Annotated in this window: 13 protein-coding genes; 3 read left to right on the plus strand and 10 right to left on the minus strand. The window is 66.0% G+C overall.

From position 1 onward, the window contains the following. The first annotated feature begins 39 nt into the window (after nucleotides 1–39). Both ACFWP0_RS17740 and ACFWP0_RS17745 read left to right on the plus strand, forming a co-directional pair. Complete coding sequence (locus ACFWP0_RS17740; protein WP_377844180.1) at nucleotides 40–918, plus strand: GntR family transcriptional regulator; 879 nt, start codon at nucleotides 40–42, stop codon at nucleotides 916–918. Between the two features lie 113 nt (nucleotides 919–1,031). Then, nucleotides 1,032–2,354 (plus strand): aspartate aminotransferase family protein, encoded by a 1,323-nt coding sequence (locus ACFWP0_RS17745; protein ID WP_377844181.1) that lies wholly within the window; start codon nucleotides 1,032–1,034, stop codon nucleotides 2,352–2,354. Nucleotides 2,355–2,368: 14 nt separating this feature from the next. Here ACFWP0_RS17745 and ltaE read toward each other — a convergent pair whose 3' ends face one another. From ltaE to ACFWP0_RS17775, 6 genes are all read right to left on the minus strand, one after another. Beyond that, complete coding sequence (gene ltaE / locus ACFWP0_RS17750; protein WP_377844183.1) at nucleotides 2,369–3,379, minus strand: low-specificity L-threonine aldolase; 1,011 nt, start codon at nucleotides 3,377–3,379, stop codon at nucleotides 2,369–2,371. Between the two features lie 38 nt (nucleotides 3,380–3,417). After that, nucleotides 3,418–4,266, minus strand: coding sequence for a DMT family transporter (locus tag ACFWP0_RS17755; RefSeq protein WP_377844546.1), 849 nt, complete (start codon nucleotides 4,264–4,266; stop codon nucleotides 3,418–3,420). Nucleotides 4,267–4,429: 163 nt separating this feature from the next. Further along, nucleotides 4,430–6,409: an acetate--CoA ligase gene (acs, locus tag ACFWP0_RS17760; protein ID WP_377844185.1), complete on the minus strand. Its 1,980-nt coding sequence runs from the start codon at nucleotides 6,407–6,409 to the stop codon at nucleotides 4,430–4,432. Between the two features lie 327 nt (nucleotides 6,410–6,736). Then, nucleotides 6,737–8,077, minus strand: coding sequence for an MFS transporter (locus tag ACFWP0_RS17765; protein WP_377844187.1), 1,341 nt, complete (start codon nucleotides 8,075–8,077; stop codon nucleotides 6,737–6,739). Next, nucleotides 8,074–8,481, minus strand: coding sequence for a heme-binding protein (locus tag ACFWP0_RS17770; protein WP_171664214.1), 408 nt, complete (start codon nucleotides 8,479–8,481; stop codon nucleotides 8,074–8,076). The genes ACFWP0_RS17765 and ACFWP0_RS17770 overlap by 4 nt, the downstream gene beginning before the upstream one ends. Beyond that, nucleotides 8,478–10,433, minus strand: a complete 1,956-nt coding sequence (locus tag ACFWP0_RS17775; protein ID WP_377844188.1) for a propionate--CoA ligase — start codon at nucleotides 10,431–10,433, stop codon at nucleotides 8,478–8,480. The genes ACFWP0_RS17770 and ACFWP0_RS17775 overlap by 4 nt, the downstream gene beginning before the upstream one ends. 221 nt (nucleotides 10,434–10,654) lie before the next feature. Between ACFWP0_RS17775 and ACFWP0_RS17780 the strand changes: the two genes are divergently transcribed. Then, nucleotides 10,655–11,314 carry a C40 family peptidase gene (locus ACFWP0_RS17780; RefSeq protein ID WP_377844190.1) on the plus strand — a complete coding sequence of 220 codons (660 nt, stop codon included), beginning with the start codon at nucleotides 10,655–10,657 and terminating at the stop codon, nucleotides 11,312–11,314. A 177-nt stretch (nucleotides 11,315–11,491) separates the two neighbouring features. On the opposite strand, the gene ACFWP0_RS17785 is transcribed toward ACFWP0_RS17780, so the two are convergent. The 4 genes from ACFWP0_RS17785 to ACFWP0_RS17800 all read right to left on the minus strand — a co-directional run bounded on the left by ACFWP0_RS17785 (nucleotide 11,492) and on the right by ACFWP0_RS17800 (nucleotide 15,877). After that, entirely contained in the window at nucleotides 11,492–11,815 is a 324-nt protein-coding gene (locus ACFWP0_RS17785) for a DUF2325 domain-containing protein (RefSeq protein ID WP_035212827.1), read from the minus strand. 203 nt (nucleotides 11,816–12,018) lie between these two features. Beyond that, on the minus strand, nucleotides 12,019–12,963 hold the full coding sequence (locus ACFWP0_RS17790) for a CysB family HTH-type transcriptional regulator (RefSeq protein WP_171664217.1): 945 nt from the start codon (nucleotides 12,961–12,963) through the stop codon (nucleotides 12,019–12,021). A 94-nt stretch (nucleotides 12,964–13,057) separates the two neighbouring features. Beyond that, the gene (locus ACFWP0_RS17795; protein ID WP_377844192.1) at nucleotides 13,058–14,551 is read right to left on the minus strand and encodes a CoA-acylating methylmalonate-semialdehyde dehydrogenase; all 1,494 of its coding nucleotides are present in this window, start codon (nucleotides 14,549–14,551) and stop codon (nucleotides 13,058–13,060) included. Nucleotides 14,552–14,659: 108 nt separating this feature from the next. After that, a complete protein-coding gene (locus ACFWP0_RS17800) occupies nucleotides 14,660–15,877 on the minus strand; it encodes an ABC transporter substrate-binding protein (protein WP_377844194.1) in 1,218 nt (405 codons plus the stop codon). Nucleotides 15,878–16,020 lie beyond the last annotated feature (143 nt).

Consider the following 16,020-nt stretch of genomic DNA (forward strand, 5'->3'; position numbering starts at 1 on the left):
TTGCATTAACATACAAAATCAAGCCCCTCAGACGCCTCCATGCCCGCCACCGCCCCCGCCCGCCCCACCCCGCTGCAAGTCGATCTGGCGCGCCAGATCGCGCAAGACATCGTGGCGGGGCGCCATGCGCCGGGCGACCACCTGTCCGAAGAAGCGCTGGCGGCAGGACATGAGGTCTCGCGCACGCCCGTGCGCGGCGCGCTGCGGCTGCTAGCCGCACAGGGGCTGATCACCCACCGCCCCAACAGCGGCTATACCGTTGCGGACAACGCCGCCGCCGCCCCCGCCATCCAGGGCGCGGGCCCCACGATCAACGAACTGGCCCGGCGTCTGATCGACGACCGCGCCTCGCGCGGCCTGCCCGAGACCTTCACCGAGCGCGACCTGATCCAGCGCTACCGCGCGCCGCGCAGCGTGCTGGCCAAGGCCCTCGTGCAACTGTCGGCCGACGGCCTGATCGAAAAGCGCAAAGGCCACGGCTGGCAGTTCGCGCCGGCGCTGGAAGGCGCCGAAGCGCTCGGCGAGAGCTACCGTTTCCGCATGGTCATCGAATGCGCCGGCCTGCTCGAACCCACCTTCCGCCTGGACAAGCCGGCGCTGACGCGCATGCGCGCCGCGCACGAAACGCTCATGCAGCGCGACGACGCCGATATTTCCGCCGCCGAGTTCTTCGAGCTGAACGCGTCCTTTCACGAGATGCTGGCCCGCCTTTCAGGCAACCGCTACATCCTGCAGGCCGTGCAACAGCAAAACCAGCTGCGCCGGCTGGAAGAGCACGCCGCGTTCCACCGCGACGCCCGCTACGTCGAATCCAGCAGCGAACACCTGCAGATCATCGCGGCCCTGGAAGCCGGCGACCAGGAATGGGCGTCCCAGCTCATGCGCCGCCACCTGAAGGCCTCGCTGCAAGCCTCCTGATTCCCCCGATAGCTGGCCGCAAAGCCTCTACCCCTGAATTTTCCTAGATTGTATTTATAATTTATTTAATACAAAATGGACGAACCTGAACCCACCTAAGCAGGATTCGTCCCATGTCCGTGTCGCCCGCGCTCTGCGCCAATCCCGAAGCCTATTGGATGCCCTTCACCGCCAACCGGCGGGCCAAGCGCGATCCGGTCCTGTTCAGCGCCGCCGAAGGCATGCACTACATCCGCCCCGACGGCCGCCGCGTGCTCGACGGGATCGCGGGCCTGTGGTGCGTGAACGCCGGCCATCGCCGCCCGGAGATCGTGGAAGCGATTGCGCGCACCGCCCATGAGCTCGACTACGCGCCGTCCTTCCAGATGAGCCACCCGCTGGCGTTCGAACTGGCCGACGCCTTGCGCCAGGAAGCGCCCGAGGGCTTCTCCAATGTGTTTTTCTCAAACTCGGGATCGGAAGCGGTCGACACCGCGCTGAAGATCGCGCTGGGCTACCACCGCGCGCGGGGCCAGGGCCAGCGCGTGCGGCTGATCGGGCGCGAGCGTTCCTACCACGGCGTGGGCTTCGGGGGGCTGTCCGTGTCGGGCATTGCCGGCCATCGCAAGCCCTTCGGCAACCTGCTGCCCTACGTGGATCACCTGCCCCATACCTACGACCGCGAGCAGATGGCCTACACGCGGGGCCAGCCCGACTGGGGCGCCCATCTGGCCGACACGCTGGAGCGCATCGTCGCGCTGCACGACGCCTCGACCATCGCGGCCGTCATCGTGGAGCCCGTGGCGGGCTCCACCGGCGTGATCGTGCCGCCCAAGGGCTATCTGCAGCGGCTGCGCCAGATCTGCGACGCGCACGGCATCCTGCTGATATTCGACGAGGTGATCAGCGCGTTCGGGCGCATCGACGGGGCCTTTGCGTCGTCCTACTTCGGCGTCACGCCGGACATCATCACCAGCGCCAAGGGCCTGACCAACGGCGCCATCCCGATGGGCGCGACGCTGGTGCGCCAGCATGTCTACGATGCCTTCATGCAAGGGCCGGACAGCGCCATCGAGTTCTCGCATGGCTACACGTACTCGGGCCACCCCGTAGCCTGCGCCGCCGGCCTGGCGACGCTGGACATCTGCAGGCGCGAAGGACTGTTCCAGCGCAGCCGCGAGCTGTGGAGCTACTGGGAAGACGCCACCCACAGCCTGAAAGGGCTGCCGAGTGTGATCGACATCCGCAACGTCGGCCTCCTGGCGGCCATTGAACTGGCGCCGCTGGAAGGCAAGCCCGGCCAGCGCGCCTATGGCGTGCACACGGCGTGCCTGGAGCGCGGCTGCCTGATCCGCTCGGCGGGCGACACCATGCTGCTGTCGCCCCCGCTCATCATCGAGCGCGCCCAGATCGACGAGCTGTACTCGGTGCTGGCGGACGTGCTGCGCGCCGCCTAGCGCCTTCCAGCCGCTCAGGCCATCAGGCGCGCCACGGCCTGGACCACCCGCTGCACATCCGCGGCGGACACGTCCAGGTGCGTCACCAGGCGGGTCGGGCCGCCGTACACGGCGCGCATCATGATGTCTTCCTGGGCCAACGCGGCCGTCAGCGCGTCGCAGCGCGACGGCTCGAACTCCACGAACACCATGTTGGTGTCCTGGCTCAGCACCTTGACGCCGCGTATGGCGCGCAGGCCTTCGGCCAGCATCCGGGCATTCTCGTGGTCTTCGGCCAGGCGGTCCACGTTATGCTCCAGGGCATGCAGGCAGGCGGCCGCCAGCACGCCCGCCTGGCGCAAGCCGCCGCCCAGCATCTTGCGCCAGCGGCGGGCGCGGGCAATCAGGTCCTCGCCGCCGACCAGCACGGACCCCACTGGCGCACCCAAGCCCTTCGAAAAACAGACCGAAACCGAGTCAAACGGCCGACACAAGTCCGCCACGGGCTTGCCGCTGGCGACCGCCGCGTTGAACACGCGCGCGCCGTCCAGGTGCGTGCCCAGGCCATGCTCGCGCGCCCAGGCGGTTGCGGCCTGTATGTACTCGGCCGGAATCAGCTTGCCATGGAAGGTGTTCTCCAGCGCCAGCAGGCGGGTGCGCGCAAAGTGCGTATCGCCCAAGGGCTTCAATGCCGCGGCCAGCTTCTCCAGCGGCAGCGACCCGTCCTCGGCGTGCTCGATCGGCTGCGGCTGGATGCTGCCCAGCACGGCCGCCCCGCCCCCTTCGTACTTGTACGTGTGCGCAAGCTGCCCGACCAGGTATTCGTCGCCCCGGTCGCAATGCGCCATCAGCGCCGCCAGATTGCTTTGCGTGCCCGACGGAAAGAACAGGCCCGCCGCCTTGCCGGTGCGCTCGGCCAGCGCTTCCTGCAGGCGGATCACAGTGGGGTCGTCGCCCATCACGTCGTCGCCAAGCGGGGCGGAAACCATCGCCTGCAACATGGCGGCGCCAGGCCGGGTAACAGTGTCGCTACGCAGATCGATCATGGGAAATCCTAGGATAGGAAGGGAAATGGTCATCGGATTCAGTCGGCGCTTGCAGCCGGCCCCGCGCGGCTCACCACCCAGATGCCGGCAAGAATCAGCGCCATGCCGCCCAGCTCGCCGAGCGTGGGCCGTTCGGACAGGATCGCCCAGGCCAGCAGCATCGCCACCACGGGAACGCCCAGGCTGGACAGGCCGGCGATCGACGCGGGCACGCGGCGCACCACCTGCAGCCACAGCAGCCAGCCCGCCGCAGTGGCGACCAGCACAATGTAGGTCATGCCGGTCCACAGGGGCCAGCCCCATTGCGCGGTCATCTGCGGCACCAGCCAGGCCACGGGCGTCATGGCCAGGCCGCCAAACAGCATCTGCCAGGCGGTGAACGTCATCACGTCGGGGGCATGGCGGTCGAACATGCGCTTGGACAGCACCGTGCCCACGCCCCAGCACAGGCCGCTGCCCAGGCCCAGCAGCACGGGCCGGATATCGCCCAGTCCGTTCCAGGGCTCAACAAAGCAGATCAGTCCGAAGGCCGCCAGGCCGATGCCCACGCCGTGCCGGGCCGACGGACGCTCGCCCAGCAGCCACCACGCGAACAGGACCACCCAGAACGGCATGGTGTAGGCCATGAGCGACACCTTGCCCACGCCGCCCGACACCAGCGCCGTCTGCACGAACCCCTGGAATCCGGCCGTCTGCGTCAGGCCGATCAGCAGGGTCAGCTTCCAGGGAGGCATGGCCAGCGGCCGGCGCGTGGCGATCACCAGCGCGAACAGCACCAGGCTGCCCACCACGTAGCGCAGCGCCACGAAATCGAACGGGCCGATGTAGGGCACGATCAGTTTCATCGCGATCCAGCTGCCTGCCCAGACCAGGATGGTGCTGAACATCAGGGCAAGCCCTGCGCGATCGAAACTGCTGCTGCTCACGAGTGTGGCTCCGTCGGGAAGAAAGGATCGGTAGAAAGAAAATACGCCCGCACCGGATGCCGGTACGGGCGTATGACATTATGCGCCTGTCGCGCGGCGTACGGCCGGACCCGGCCGCGCGCGCTTACAGGGGCTTGGACAACTGGTCCAGGATGGCGGGGTTTTCCAGCGTGGAAACGTCCTGCGTGACTTCCTCGCCCTTGGCGACCACGCGCAGCAGGCGGCGCATGATCTTGCCCGAACGCGTCTTGGGCAGGTTGTCGCCGAAGCGGATGTCCTTGGGCTTGGCGATGGGGCCGATTTCCCGGGCCACCCAGTCGCGCAGCTGCTTGGCGATGGCCTGCGCCTCTTCGCCTTCGGGACGCGAACGCTTGAGCACCACGAAGGCCACGACGGCCTCGCCCGTGGTGTCGTCCGGACGGCCCACGACGGCGGCTTCCGCCACCAGCTCATGCGCCACCAGCGCCGATTCGACTTCCATCGTGCCCAGGCGGTGGCCCGACACGTTGAGCACGTCGTCGATGCGGCCCATGATCCAGAAGTAGCCGTCCGCGTCGCGCTGCGCGCCGTCGCCGGCGAGGTAATAGCCACGCAGTTCCGGCGGGAAATAGCTCTTCTTGAAACGTTCGGGGTCGCCCCAGATGTTGCGGATCATCGCGGGCCACGGCCGCTTGATGACCAGGAAGCCGCCATTGCCTTTCTCGACGTCGCCGCCGGTTTCATCGACGATGGCCGCGGCGATGCCCGGCAGCGGCAGCGTGCACGAACCCGGCTTGGTCGGCGTGGCGCCCGGCAGCGGGGTGATCATGTGGCCGCCGGTTTCCGTCTGCCACCAGGTGTCCACGATGGGGCAGCGTTCGCGGCCCACGTTCTTGTGATACCAGATCCAGGCCTCGGGGTTGATGGGCTCGCCCACCGTGCCGATGATGCGCAGGCTGTCCAGGTCGTAGTTCCGCGGGTGCGCCTCGGGCGACGCCTCGGCCGCCTTGATCAGCGAGCGGATCGCGGTGGGCGCGGTGTAGAACGTGGTGACCTTGTGGCGGGCGATCATGTCCCAGAAGCGGCCGGCGTTCGGGTAGGTCGGCACGCCTTCGAAGACGATCTGCGTCAGCCCCGCCGCCAGCGGCCCGTAGGTGATGTAAGTGTGGCCAGTGACCCAGCCCACGTCGGCGGTGCACCAGTAGACGTCGTCCTTGCGGGCGTCGAAGGTCCACTTCACCGTCAGCAGCGCCCACAGCAGATAGCCCGCCGACGAATGCTGCACGCCCTTGGGCTTGCCGGTGGAGCCGGAGGTGTAGAGGATGAACAGCGGGTGTTCGGCGTTGACCGGCACGGGCTCGCACGTGTCGGGCTGGCCGGCCTCGACATCGTGCATCCAGAGGTCGCGGCCTTCGGTCCATTGCACCTTGCCGCCGGTGCGGCGGTAGACGATGACCTTGGCGATCGCCTCGCAGCCGCCCATCGCGATGGCTTCTTCGACGGCGGGCTTGAGCGGAATGGTCTTGCCGCCGCGCACCTGCTCGTCGGCGGTGATGACCAGCGACGCGCCCACGTCCACGATGCGCTCCTGCAGGCTCTTGGCCGAGAAGCCGCCGAACACCACCGAGTGCGTCACGCCCAGGCGGGCGCAAGCCTGCATGGCCACCACGGCTTCGATCGACATGGGCATGTAGATGATGGCGCGGTCGCCCTTCTTGTAGCCCAGCGCGGCCAGGCCGTTGGCGAAGCGGCAGACGCGCGCCAGCAGTTCGCGGTAGCTGACCTTGCCGACCTTGCCGTCGTCGGATTCAAAGATGATGGCGGTCTTGTCGGCGTTGCCGTTGGTCAGGTGCACGTCCAGGCAATTGGCCGAAACGTTCAATTCGCCATCGCCGAACCAGCGATAGAACGGGGCGTCGGATTCGTCCAGGACCTGCGTGAACGGCTTGGTCCACTGCAGGTTGTCGCGGGCCTGCCCGGCCCAGAATCCGTCGAAATCGTTCTCGACCTGCGCGCACAGCGCGTTGTAGGCGTCCATGCTGGGAATCGCGGCGCCCTGCGCCGCGCGCTCGGGCGGCGGAAAGACGCGGGTTTCCACCAGTACGGACTCAATAGCGTTCGACATGATCTTTGTCTCCAATCGGTGATTCTGTTGTTTATGCCGCTTTTTTATTGCCCACTCGCCACCGTATCGCCACGCTCTTACGGGCACCTTACGCAAAATGCGGGCCGGAGCCCGCGCATCCGCGTAGAACGCAACGACCTGGCAGCGCCGGCAAGGCGGTAAACACCCGAAGGCGTCGACCAGGCGGCATGCACAAGCAAACAGCGCACCAGCACACAGTGCAATAACAATGCTAAGCAATCAGCGCGCGCCGCCGCGGTTGCAACGCGAGCGGCGCTGGGCAGTCCATAAGGATAGCAGCCGCCGCGAGCCTGGCGTATACCGCGTTCAGGCGGTCCTGCGGGCCAGGCCGCTCTTCATGTCCACGCGCGACAGCAGGACGAGCCCACCCACGAAGAACACGCCGGTCACCAGGATGGCCAGGCGGTGGTTGCCGTGCGTGGCCCAGGTGACCAGGCCGTAGGTCAGCGGGCCGATCACCGCGGCGAGCTGCACCGCGAAGGTCCACAGCGAGTAGAACTCGGCCAGGCGCTTGGCGGGCGCCAGCGCTCCCGTCATCGCCCGCCCCGCGCTCTGGGTGGTGCCCATGCAAAGCCCGGCCAGCGTCGCGGCAACCCAGAACACGGGCGCCGTCACGGCCGCGTAGGCCACCAGCACCATCACGATCCAGCCCACCAGAGTAATGGCCAGCGCCGGCTTGTGGCCGATGCGGTCCTGCACATAGCCGAACGAGAACGCGCCCGCCGCCGCGCCGATGTTCACGGTGAACACCAGCAGCATGATCTGCGGCGTGGTGAAGCCCATGACCTCGGAGGCGTACACCGCCGCCAGCGTGATCACGACGGAGATGCCCGCCTGATAGCAGGCGATGCACATGAGCAGGCGGCGGAATTCGGGAAAGTGCTGCCCGGTCTCGCGCCACGCATAGGCCAGGCGCTTGAGCATGTGCAGCGCCGCCGGCTTCCCGGCTTGCGGCCGGGCGCGCTCGCGCAACAGGAAGAAGGACGGCAGCGCCGACAGCGCGAACACCGAGCAGGTGACCACGATGACCCACGGCACGAATTGTTCGGCGGTCGCGCCGCGCGCCTCGGCCAGCGTCACCACTACCAGCGACAGTCCCAGGGTGAGCATGCCGCCGCAATAGCCGAAGCTCCAGCCCCAGCCCGACACGCGCCCCAGCGCCGCGGGCTTGGCGAGCTCCGGCAGGAAGGCGGCGACGACGGACTCGCCCACGCAATAGCAGTAGTTGGACACGACGATGGCGGCCAGCGCCAGCCAGACGTCGCCCGGCCCGGCCTGCGTCAGCACCAGGGTGGCCGCCACGCAGCCGGCCGTGCTGGTGTAGAGCAGGCGCCGCTTGCTGGCGCGCGCATCGGCGCGCGCGCCCAGCGTGGGCATGGTCAGCATGATGAGCAGATAGGACAGCGACAGCGCCGCGGTCCAGGCCAGCGTGGCCCACGGGGCGCGCCCGCCGACCACGCCGACGAAATAGGTGCTGAACACCGCCGTGAGGATCACGGTGGTGTAGCCCGAATTCGCGAAGTCGTACATGGCCCAGGCCCAGACTTCGCGTTTGGCCACGCCGGGGTTCAGGGGACTCGCATCCCCTGCCCCGGCGTTCTGCCCGGAATCGCCGGCCGGCGATTCCGGCGGCAGCGCCTGGCTCATAGGCCCAGCGCTGCGATGCCGGCTTGCGCGATCTGCGCGTCTTCCGTGGACTTCACGCCCGACACGCCCACCGCGCCCACGACCTGGCCGTCGGCCACGACCGGCACGCCGCCTTCCAGCATGCCTTCGATCAGGGGCGCCGACAGGAACGAGTAGCGGCCGTTATTGATGATCTCTTCATAGACGCGCGACTCGCGGCGACCCAGCGCGGCGGTCTTGGCCTTGGCGGGGGCAATGTGCGAAGAGATGGGGGCTGCGTCGTCCAGGCGCAGCATGCCCAGCAGGTGGCCGCCGTCGTCGGTCACGGCGATGGTGACGGCCCACTTGTTCTGCAAGGCGTGTGCTTCGGCCGCAGCCAGGATCTTCTTGACGTCTTCGGCGCTCAGCACGGGTTTCGTTTTCATTGCAGTGACTCCTTGATCTGTTCGAGGGCGTTAGGGTCTTCCATGGTGGTCAGGTCGCCGGGATCGCGCGATTCGCATACCGCGACGATCGCGCGGCGCAGCACTTTGCCGGAACGGGTCTTGGGCAACGCGCCCACGAACCGGATTCTGGCAGGCCTTGCCACCGCTCCCAGCTGGTCTTCCACCAGCCGCATGATATCGCCTTCCAGTTGCTTTGCCCCTTCCGGCGTTTCGGCCGCGGCGGGATTCTTCAGCACGGCAAAGGCCATGGCCACCTGGCCCTTGAGCGCGTCGGCCACGCCCACCACCGCGCATTCGGCGATTCCATTGTGGCTGTTGACCGATTCCTCGATCTCGCGAGTGCCCAGGCGATGGCCGGCCACGTTGATCACGTCGTCCGTGCGCCCCAGGATGAACCAGTAGCCGTCCGCGTCCACCAGCCCCCAGTCGAACGTCGAATACACCTGCCGCCCGGGAATGGACGTGAAGTAGGTCTGCACAAAGCGCTCGTCGTCGCCCCAGATGGTGGACATCGCGCCGGGCGGCAGCGGCGGCACGATGGCGACCACTCCTTTTTCGTCGGGGCCGAGGTCCTCGCCGGTGGATTCGCTGACAATGCGCGCATCAAAGCCGTATACGGGAAACGACGGGCTGCCAAAGCGGGTGGGCACGTTCTCCACGCCGGGCTGGGCCGACAGGATCGGCCAGCCGGACTCGGTCTGCCAGTAGTTGTCGATGATGGGCTTGCCCAGCCCTTCGGAAATCCATTTGGCCGTCGGCTCGTCCAGCGGCTCGCCCGCCAGGTAGACCGCACGCAGGGAAGACAGGTCATGCTGCTTGAGCAGCGCCGGATCCTGGCGCTTGAGCACGCGCACCGCCGTCGGCGCCGAGAACAGGGTGTTCACCCCGAACTGCTCCACCAGCTTCCACAGGATGGCGCCGTCGGGGCGCACCGGCGTGCCTTCATACAGGACGGTCGCCTGGCCGCCGATCAGGGGCCCGTAGACGATATAGGAATGCCCCACGACCCAGCCGATGTCGCTGGTGCAGAAGTAGGTATCGCCCGCCCGGCCGTTGAACAGGTACTCCATGGACGAGGCCAGCGCCACGGCATAGCCGCCCGTGTCGCGCTGCACGCCCTTGGGGCGGCCGGTCGTGCCGGAGGTATAGAGGATGTAGCTGGGCTCGGACGACTCCAGCCACTCGACCGGAACGCGCGCGCCGCGATGGCGCTCGCGCAGGGTGGCGTAGTCCAGGTCGCGTCCGGCCACGGGTTCGAACGGCGCCAGGCCGCGGTCGAACACCACCACCGAGGCCGGCGGCGTCTTCGCCAGGCCCAGCGCCCGGTCCAGCAGGGGCTTGTACGGCACGATCTTGCCCCCGCGCGAGCCGCCGTCGGTGCATACCACCACCTTGGGCGCCGCGTCGTCGATGCGCTGGGCCAGGTTCACGGAAGCAAAGCCGCCGAACACCACGGAGTGCACCGCGCCGATCCGGGCGCAGGCCAGCATCGTGAACACCGCTTCCGGCACCATGGGCATATAGAGCAGCACGCGGTCGCCGCGCCCGACGCCCAGTTCGCGCAGCATCGCGGCGGCCGCGTTGACCTCTTCATACAGGTCCTGGCGCGTGTAGACGCGCTCGCGGTCCACCTCGGTGGACACCCAGATCAGGGCGGGATGGTCGGCCTGGGTCGGCAGCCAGCGGTCGACGGCGTTGTAGCAAAGATTGGTGCGTCCGCCTACGAACCACTTGGCGAATGGCGGACGTGAGAAATCCAGTACAGACTCGAAAGGCGTCTCCCAGTGGATGCGGCTGGCCTCCTCGCGCCAGAACGCATCGCGGTCATGTACCGATCGGTAATGGAAATCCCGGGTTTTTTGCATTTTTGTCTCCTGGTATTGTGCATGGGCCTTAAGGCTGATTGCTTTCTTCTCGAATCTTTCGGTCATTCTGGTAGGCAAACCTTGCACGAGGCTTGCCGCAAGTCAAAAAATTCTTCCAAGCGTCCACGCTGCATGGATATTTAAGGCCGTTACGTCACGAATTAGCCTTAAAAGTTTGGTAGAATCCCCGCGAAGTTGCACATAATTGTTGATTTTGCTGACATTTCGGCCTGATCCGCGGCTAATGCCGTGGTTTTTGCTGTCATCAGCAAGTCATCCCCAGGCGAATGCATCGACACTCCATACTCGCGCGATTCTATTCATCCTCCGGCCAGGCAAAGCGCGGTCTGCGCATGCTCGCGCTGGTTGCGTGCGTCGCGAGTCTGGCTGGTTGCGCCGGGACCAATCAAAAGTCAACCGCCCATACGTCCGAGATCGATCCTTACGAGATGGAATGGGTTGCCACCTCCGATGACCCCATCGGCCTGCTGGTGGTGCAAAAATTCAAGCGTGAACGCCAACGCACCCACTCGGGCGTCAACAGCGACAACGCCATGGTCAGCGAAGCCCTGAACTACCTGGGCATCCGCTACCGCTTTGGCGGCAGTTCCCCCGATACCGGCTTTGATTGCAGCGGGCTGGTCGCCTACTCCGCCGAACGTTCGCTGGGCCTCAAGCTCCCGCGCAACGCCGCCGAAATCGCCCAGCAAGGCGTCTCCGTCAACAAGAACGAACTGAAGGCCGGCGACCTGGTCTTCTTCAACACGATGGGCCGCCGCTACTCCCACGTGGGCATCTACCTGGGCGACGACCGCTTCGTGCACTCGCCCAGCGCCGGCGGCGTCGTGCGCGTGGAAAACATGACCATGGCCTACTGGACCAAGCGCTACAACGGCGCCCGCCGCCTGGACAACAGCCTGATGGCATCGGCCCGCGCGGCGAACTGACCGCCCTGCCCCTCAGCAAGATATTCGCACGGCGGCAACACCGCGCGCCACCCTCCAAAAAGCAAAACGCCGCCGGACTTTCCAGTCCGGCGGCGTTTTTCATTTCTCTTCGCGGCTTTCAGGCCGCAGGCCGTGTCGGCCTCCCCAGTTTTTGGTGTCCCGCGGCAGACGGCCTTATCAGTGAACCGTGCCGGCGCGGGGGCACAGGCCGCATTGCTGCAAGGCCTGCTGCATGCTGCACACGGAACGGCGACAAGCCACGACCCGGATGCCGCCGCGCTGCGCCGCGTTGCGGAAGGTCTTCATGACGTTATGGCCCAGGAAGTCGGTCAGCAAAATGACCAGCTGGGTGCCCGAAGGCAACTGCAGGGTCTTCTTTTGATGCGAGGGATCGCGGCCACTGATGTGGTGCGTGATCGAAATATTGTGTCCTTTAAGCAGATCGGGAATGTTGCCGAGTCGGTCGGCGCCCACTACCACTGCACTTAATCCTGCCGTCATGATGAACCTCACTGGGTCGTTGAGACTGGATGTAATGATAATGATTCCTATTTTTTAGTCAACTTAAATGAGATCGGTTCTTATTTAATTATTTTTATGAGCTTATGGGAAGGGATAGCGAGACCCTCCCCCGCCCAACGAAAAAAAGCGCGCCGCCCAGGAGCGTCGCGCTTTTTTGACCGAGCGTGCAAGGCTGCCGGACCTTACTTGGGCGGACCTTGCACAGCCTCGGTGACCACGGCGCGGGTCAGGGACGGCGCCAGCATCTCCAGGAAGGTGTAGACGTAGTCGCGCAGGAACACCCCCGCCTTCACGCCTACGCGGGTCGTATGCGTGCCGAACAAATGGCCCACGGGCAGCCCGACCAGGTTGGAGTCGCGGCGCGGGTCATAGGCCACGCCGGCGATGATGCCGATGCCCAGGCCGACATCCACATAGGTCTTGATCACGTCGGCGTCGATGGCTTCCAGCACGATGTCCGGATGGATGCCCTGGTTGGCGAAGATCTCGTCGATCGTGCTGCGGCCGGTGAACGCGCGGTCATAGGTCACGATGGGGTACTCGGCCAGTTGCGTCAGCGACAGGCGCTTGGCGGCGCTGGAGGTCAGCTCGGCCAGCGGATGGTCCGGCCGCACCACCACGGTGTGCTCCCAGGCGTACACGGGCAAGGTCGCCAGGCCCGGCGTCAAGGCGAGCGATTCGGTCGCCAGCGCCAGGTCGGCCTGCTCGTGCAGCACCATTTCGGCCAGCTGCGCGGGGCTGCCTTCGGCCAGCGACAGATGGACCTTGGGGAACTGCTTGCGGAATGCGGGAATCACGCGGGGCAGCAGGTAGCGCGCCTGCGTGTGGGTGCAGGCAATCACCAGGCCGCCCTCGTCGCGGCGCGCGAACTCGTCGCTGACCTTCTTGAGGTTATCCACCTCGCGCATGATGCGGTCGATGACCTGCGACACCGCCAGGCCGGGCTTGGTCAGCCCCTTGATGCGCTTGCCGTGCCGTTCGAAGATCTTGATGCCCAGCTCATCCTCGAACTCGATGATCGCCTTGGACACCCCCGGCTGCGAGGTATAGAGCATCCGGGCGGCTTCGGTAAGGTTGAAGTCGCGCCGGATGGTTTCACGCACAAAACGAAATTGCTGGAGGTTCATTAATTGGCCCCTGATAGACGGACCAATTATAAGTAATAAGAACACCTTGTCATATAACTTATTCGTATAAGCTTAGGGACAAGGCGTCCCCCTTTCAGCGCATCGAGATGGTGGTGTTCACGGTCTTGGCGTGCGCGGACCAGCGCGCCGTGACGGTCTTGGTCTGCGTCCAGAACTGGACCGCCTGCTTGCCGTTGGGGCCCAGGTCGCCCAGCTTGGAGCCGCGCGAACCGGTGAAGCTGAACCACGCCACCGGCACGGGGATCGGCACGTTAATGCCCACCTGGCCCACGTCGATGTTGTTCTGGAAGTAACGCGCCGCGCCGCCGTCCTGGGTAAACAGCGCCACGCCGTTGCCGTTGGGGTTGCGGTTGATGAACGCCACCGCGTCTTCCAGGGTTTCCACCCCGACGCAGCACAGGACCGGCCCGAAGATTTCCTCGGTGTAGATGGTCATGTTTTCGTCCACGCCGTCAAAGATCGTCGGGCCCACGAAGTTGCCCTGTTCGAAGCCCGACACCTTCAGGTTGCGGCCGTCCAGGAGCAGCTTGGCGCCTTCGTCCACGCCCTTCTGGATCAGGCTTTCGACGCGCTTCTTGGCATTGGGCGAGACCAGCGGGCCCAGGTCGGCTTCGCGGTCGGTGCCGGAATTGACCTTGAGCCTCTTGGAACGCTCGACGAAATCGGGCAGCCAGTTGCGCGCGTCGCCCACCAGCACTGCCACGGACGAAGCCATGCAGCGCTGGCCCGCCGCGCCGAAGGCGGCGCCCACCAGCTGGTTCAGCGCGACTTCCGGATCGGCGTCCGGCAGGATCACGCAGTGGTTCTTGGCGCCCATCATCGACTGGCAGCGCTTGCCGGCGGCCGATGCGCGGTTGTAGATCTCGGTGCCCACGCGGGTGGAACCGATGAACGACACCGCCTTGATGTCCGGGTGCTCGCACAGGCCATTGGCCGTTTCCGGGCCGCCATGCACGACGTTCAGCACGCCCGGGGGCAGGCCGGCTTCCAGCGCCAGCTGGGCCAGGAACAGCGACGAGGTCGGATCCTGTTCAGAGGGCTTGAGCACGAAGCTGTTGCCGCAGGCCACGGCGATCGGGAACATGAAGCACGGCAGCATGACCGGGAAGTTGAACGCGGTGATGCCCGCGCACACGCCCAGCGGCTGGATCAGCGTGTAGACGTCGATGCCGGAGGCGGCGTTTTCGGCGTACTCGCCCAATTGCAGATTGGCGATCGAGCAGGCGTGCTCGACCACTTCCAGGCCGCGGCCGATTTCGCCCTCGGCGTCCGGCAGCGTCTTGCCGTGCTCGCGGGTGATCATCTCGGCCAGCTTGCCGGTATTGGCGCGCAGCAGCTCCTGGAACTTCAGCATGACGCGCATCCGCGCGCCCTGCCCGCTGTTGCGCCAGGTCTTGAAGGCCTCCTTGGCGTTGGAGACGGCCAGGTCCAGCTCTTCGCGCGTGGCGAAGGGAACCTTGGCGACGACCTCCTGGGTGGCGGGGTTGATCACGTCTCGCCATTCGGTGGTTTTGGACTGCACTAGCTTGCCGCCGATCAGTAGCGGAACGCGCGGGACTTCACTCATTTTGATGCTCCTCACACTGCGTAGTCGATGCGGACGAAATCCGCGTTCTTGGATACTGCGGCGCGCCGCCGGACCGGAATCCGCGGGCGCCGGCGGGTTGGACCCGGCTTATTTCTTCACCAGCGGGCACAAGGAATCGGACAGGGGCTGGAAGGCCTCGGCCGCCGGGATGGTGGCCACGAGCTTGGAATAGTCCCAGCCGCCCTTGGATTCCGCGGGCTTCTTGACTTCATAGAGGTACATATCGTGGATCACGCGGCCATCGGGACGAATCGACGCATTGCGCATGATCGGATCCTTGATGGGCAGCTCGCGCATCTTGTCGGCCACGACCTTGCCGTCGGTGCTGCCGGAGGCTGCCACCGAGCGCAGGTAATGCTGCACGCTCGAATACACGCCGGCCTGCGTCATCGTGGGCTTCAGGCCGCGGAAGGCCTTTTCGAAGCGCGCGGACCATTGCCGCGACGCGTCGTCGTAGTCCCAGTAAAAGCCGTCCACATACGACAGCCCCTGGGCGTTCTCCAGGCCGAGCGCACGCAGGTCGGACAGGAAGATCAGCAGGGACACCAGGCGCTGGCCGCCGGCCACAATGCCGAACTCGCGCGCCTGCTTGACGGCATTGACCGTGTCCTGGCCGCCGTTGGCCAGCGCCACCACCTGCGCCTTGGAGCTTTGCGCCTGCAGCAGGTAGGACGCGAAGTCGGGGGCGTTCAGGGGATGGCGGACGCTGCCGGCAACGGTCCCGCCCAGCGCCTGCACGGCCTTGACCGTATCGGCTTCCAGCGAGTGGCCGAACGCGTAGTCCACGGTAATGAAGAACCAGGACTTGCCGCCAGCGCGCACGGTGGCCTTGGCGCCGCCCGCGGACTGCGAATACGTGTCGAACATCCAGTGAAAGCCGACGGGCGAGCATTCCTTGTTGGTCAGCGCGGTGGTGGCCGGGCCGGAGAACATCACGACCTTGTTCTTTTCCCGCGCGATGCCTTGCACGGCAAGCGCCACGGCGGAGTTGGTCAGGTCGGCGATGGCGGTGACGCCGTCGCGGTCGAACCATTCTCGCGCCTTGGCCGCTCCCACGTCCGCCTTGTTCTGGTTGTCCGCGGACACCAGCTCGATCTTCATGCCCTTGCATTCCGCGGCCAGGCAGTCGTCGATCGCCAATTGCGCCGCCGCCACCGAACCCGCTCCCCCCATGCCGGCATAGGTGCCGGACATATCCGTCAGAATGCCGATCTTCACTGGCGGCTTGTCGGCCGCGTGAGCCTGGCCGACCAATACGGCGCCCAGACACAAGCCTGCGGCCAGCCCGCGTGCGTGCAATTTCATGGATTTGTCTCCTGAGTTTTATGCGCTGAGTTTTAGCGTTACGCGCCGTCTTCGCGGCCTGCGGCTCCCAGGGCAACGCCCCAAGGCCTGCCGATCCAGTGTAGATGTGTGAAAATCAACAAGCAACACCAGAAATGCACATT

Origin of the sequence: Achromobacter sp. NPDC058515 (assembly GCF_042721735.1) — a bacterium.
Lineage (GTDB): Bacteria > Pseudomonadota > Gammaproteobacteria > Burkholderiales > Burkholderiaceae_B > Achromobacter.

Excerpts from the sequence above, each read along its gene's own strand:
- ACFWP0_RS17775 (WP_377844188.1), bottom strand. The coding sequence starts at position 10,433 with ATGACCGAAAGATTCGAGAAGAAAGCAATCAGCCTTAAGGCCCATGCA.
- ACFWP0_RS17790 (WP_171664217.1), bottom strand. The coding sequence starts at position 12,963 with ATGAACCTCCAGCAATTTCGTTTTGTGCGTGAAACCATCCGGCGCGAC.
- ACFWP0_RS17770 (WP_171664214.1), bottom strand. The coding sequence starts at position 8,481 with ATGAAAACGAAACCCGTGCTGAGCGCCGAAGACGTCAAGAAGATCCTG.
- ACFWP0_RS17800 (WP_377844194.1), bottom strand. The coding sequence starts at position 15,877 with ATGAAATTGCACGCACGCGGGCTGGCCGCAGGCTTGTGTCTGGGCGCC.
- ACFWP0_RS17755 (WP_377844546.1), bottom strand. The coding sequence starts at position 4,266 with ATGTTCAGCACCATCCTGGTCTGGGCAGGCAGCTGGATCGCGATGAAA.
- ltaE (WP_377844183.1), bottom strand. The coding sequence starts at position 3,379 with ATGATCGATCTGCGTAGCGACACTGTTACCCGGCCTGGCGCCGCCATG.
- ACFWP0_RS17745 (WP_377844181.1), top strand. The coding sequence starts at position 1,032 with ATGTCCGTGTCGCCCGCGCTCTGCGCCAATCCCGAAGCCTATTGGATG.
- ACFWP0_RS17795 (WP_377844192.1), bottom strand. The coding sequence starts at position 14,551 with ATGAGTGAAGTCCCGCGCGTTCCGCTACTGATCGGCGGCAAGCTAGTG.
- acs (WP_377844185.1), bottom strand. The coding sequence starts at position 6,409 with ATGTCGAACGCTATTGAGTCCGTACTGGTGGAAACCCGCGTCTTTCCG.
- ACFWP0_RS17740 (WP_377844180.1), top strand. The coding sequence starts at position 40 with ATGCCCGCCACCGCCCCCGCCCGCCCCACCCCGCTGCAAGTCGATCTG.
- ACFWP0_RS17780 (WP_377844190.1), top strand. The coding sequence starts at position 10,655 with ATGCATCGACACTCCATACTCGCGCGATTCTATTCATCCTCCGGCCAG.
- ACFWP0_RS17765 (WP_377844187.1), bottom strand. The coding sequence starts at position 8,077 with ATGAGCCAGGCGCTGCCGCCGGAATCGCCGGCCGGCGATTCCGGGCAG.
- ACFWP0_RS17785 (WP_035212827.1), bottom strand. The coding sequence starts at position 11,815 with ATGACGGCAGGATTAAGTGCAGTGGTAGTGGGCGCCGACCGACTCGGC.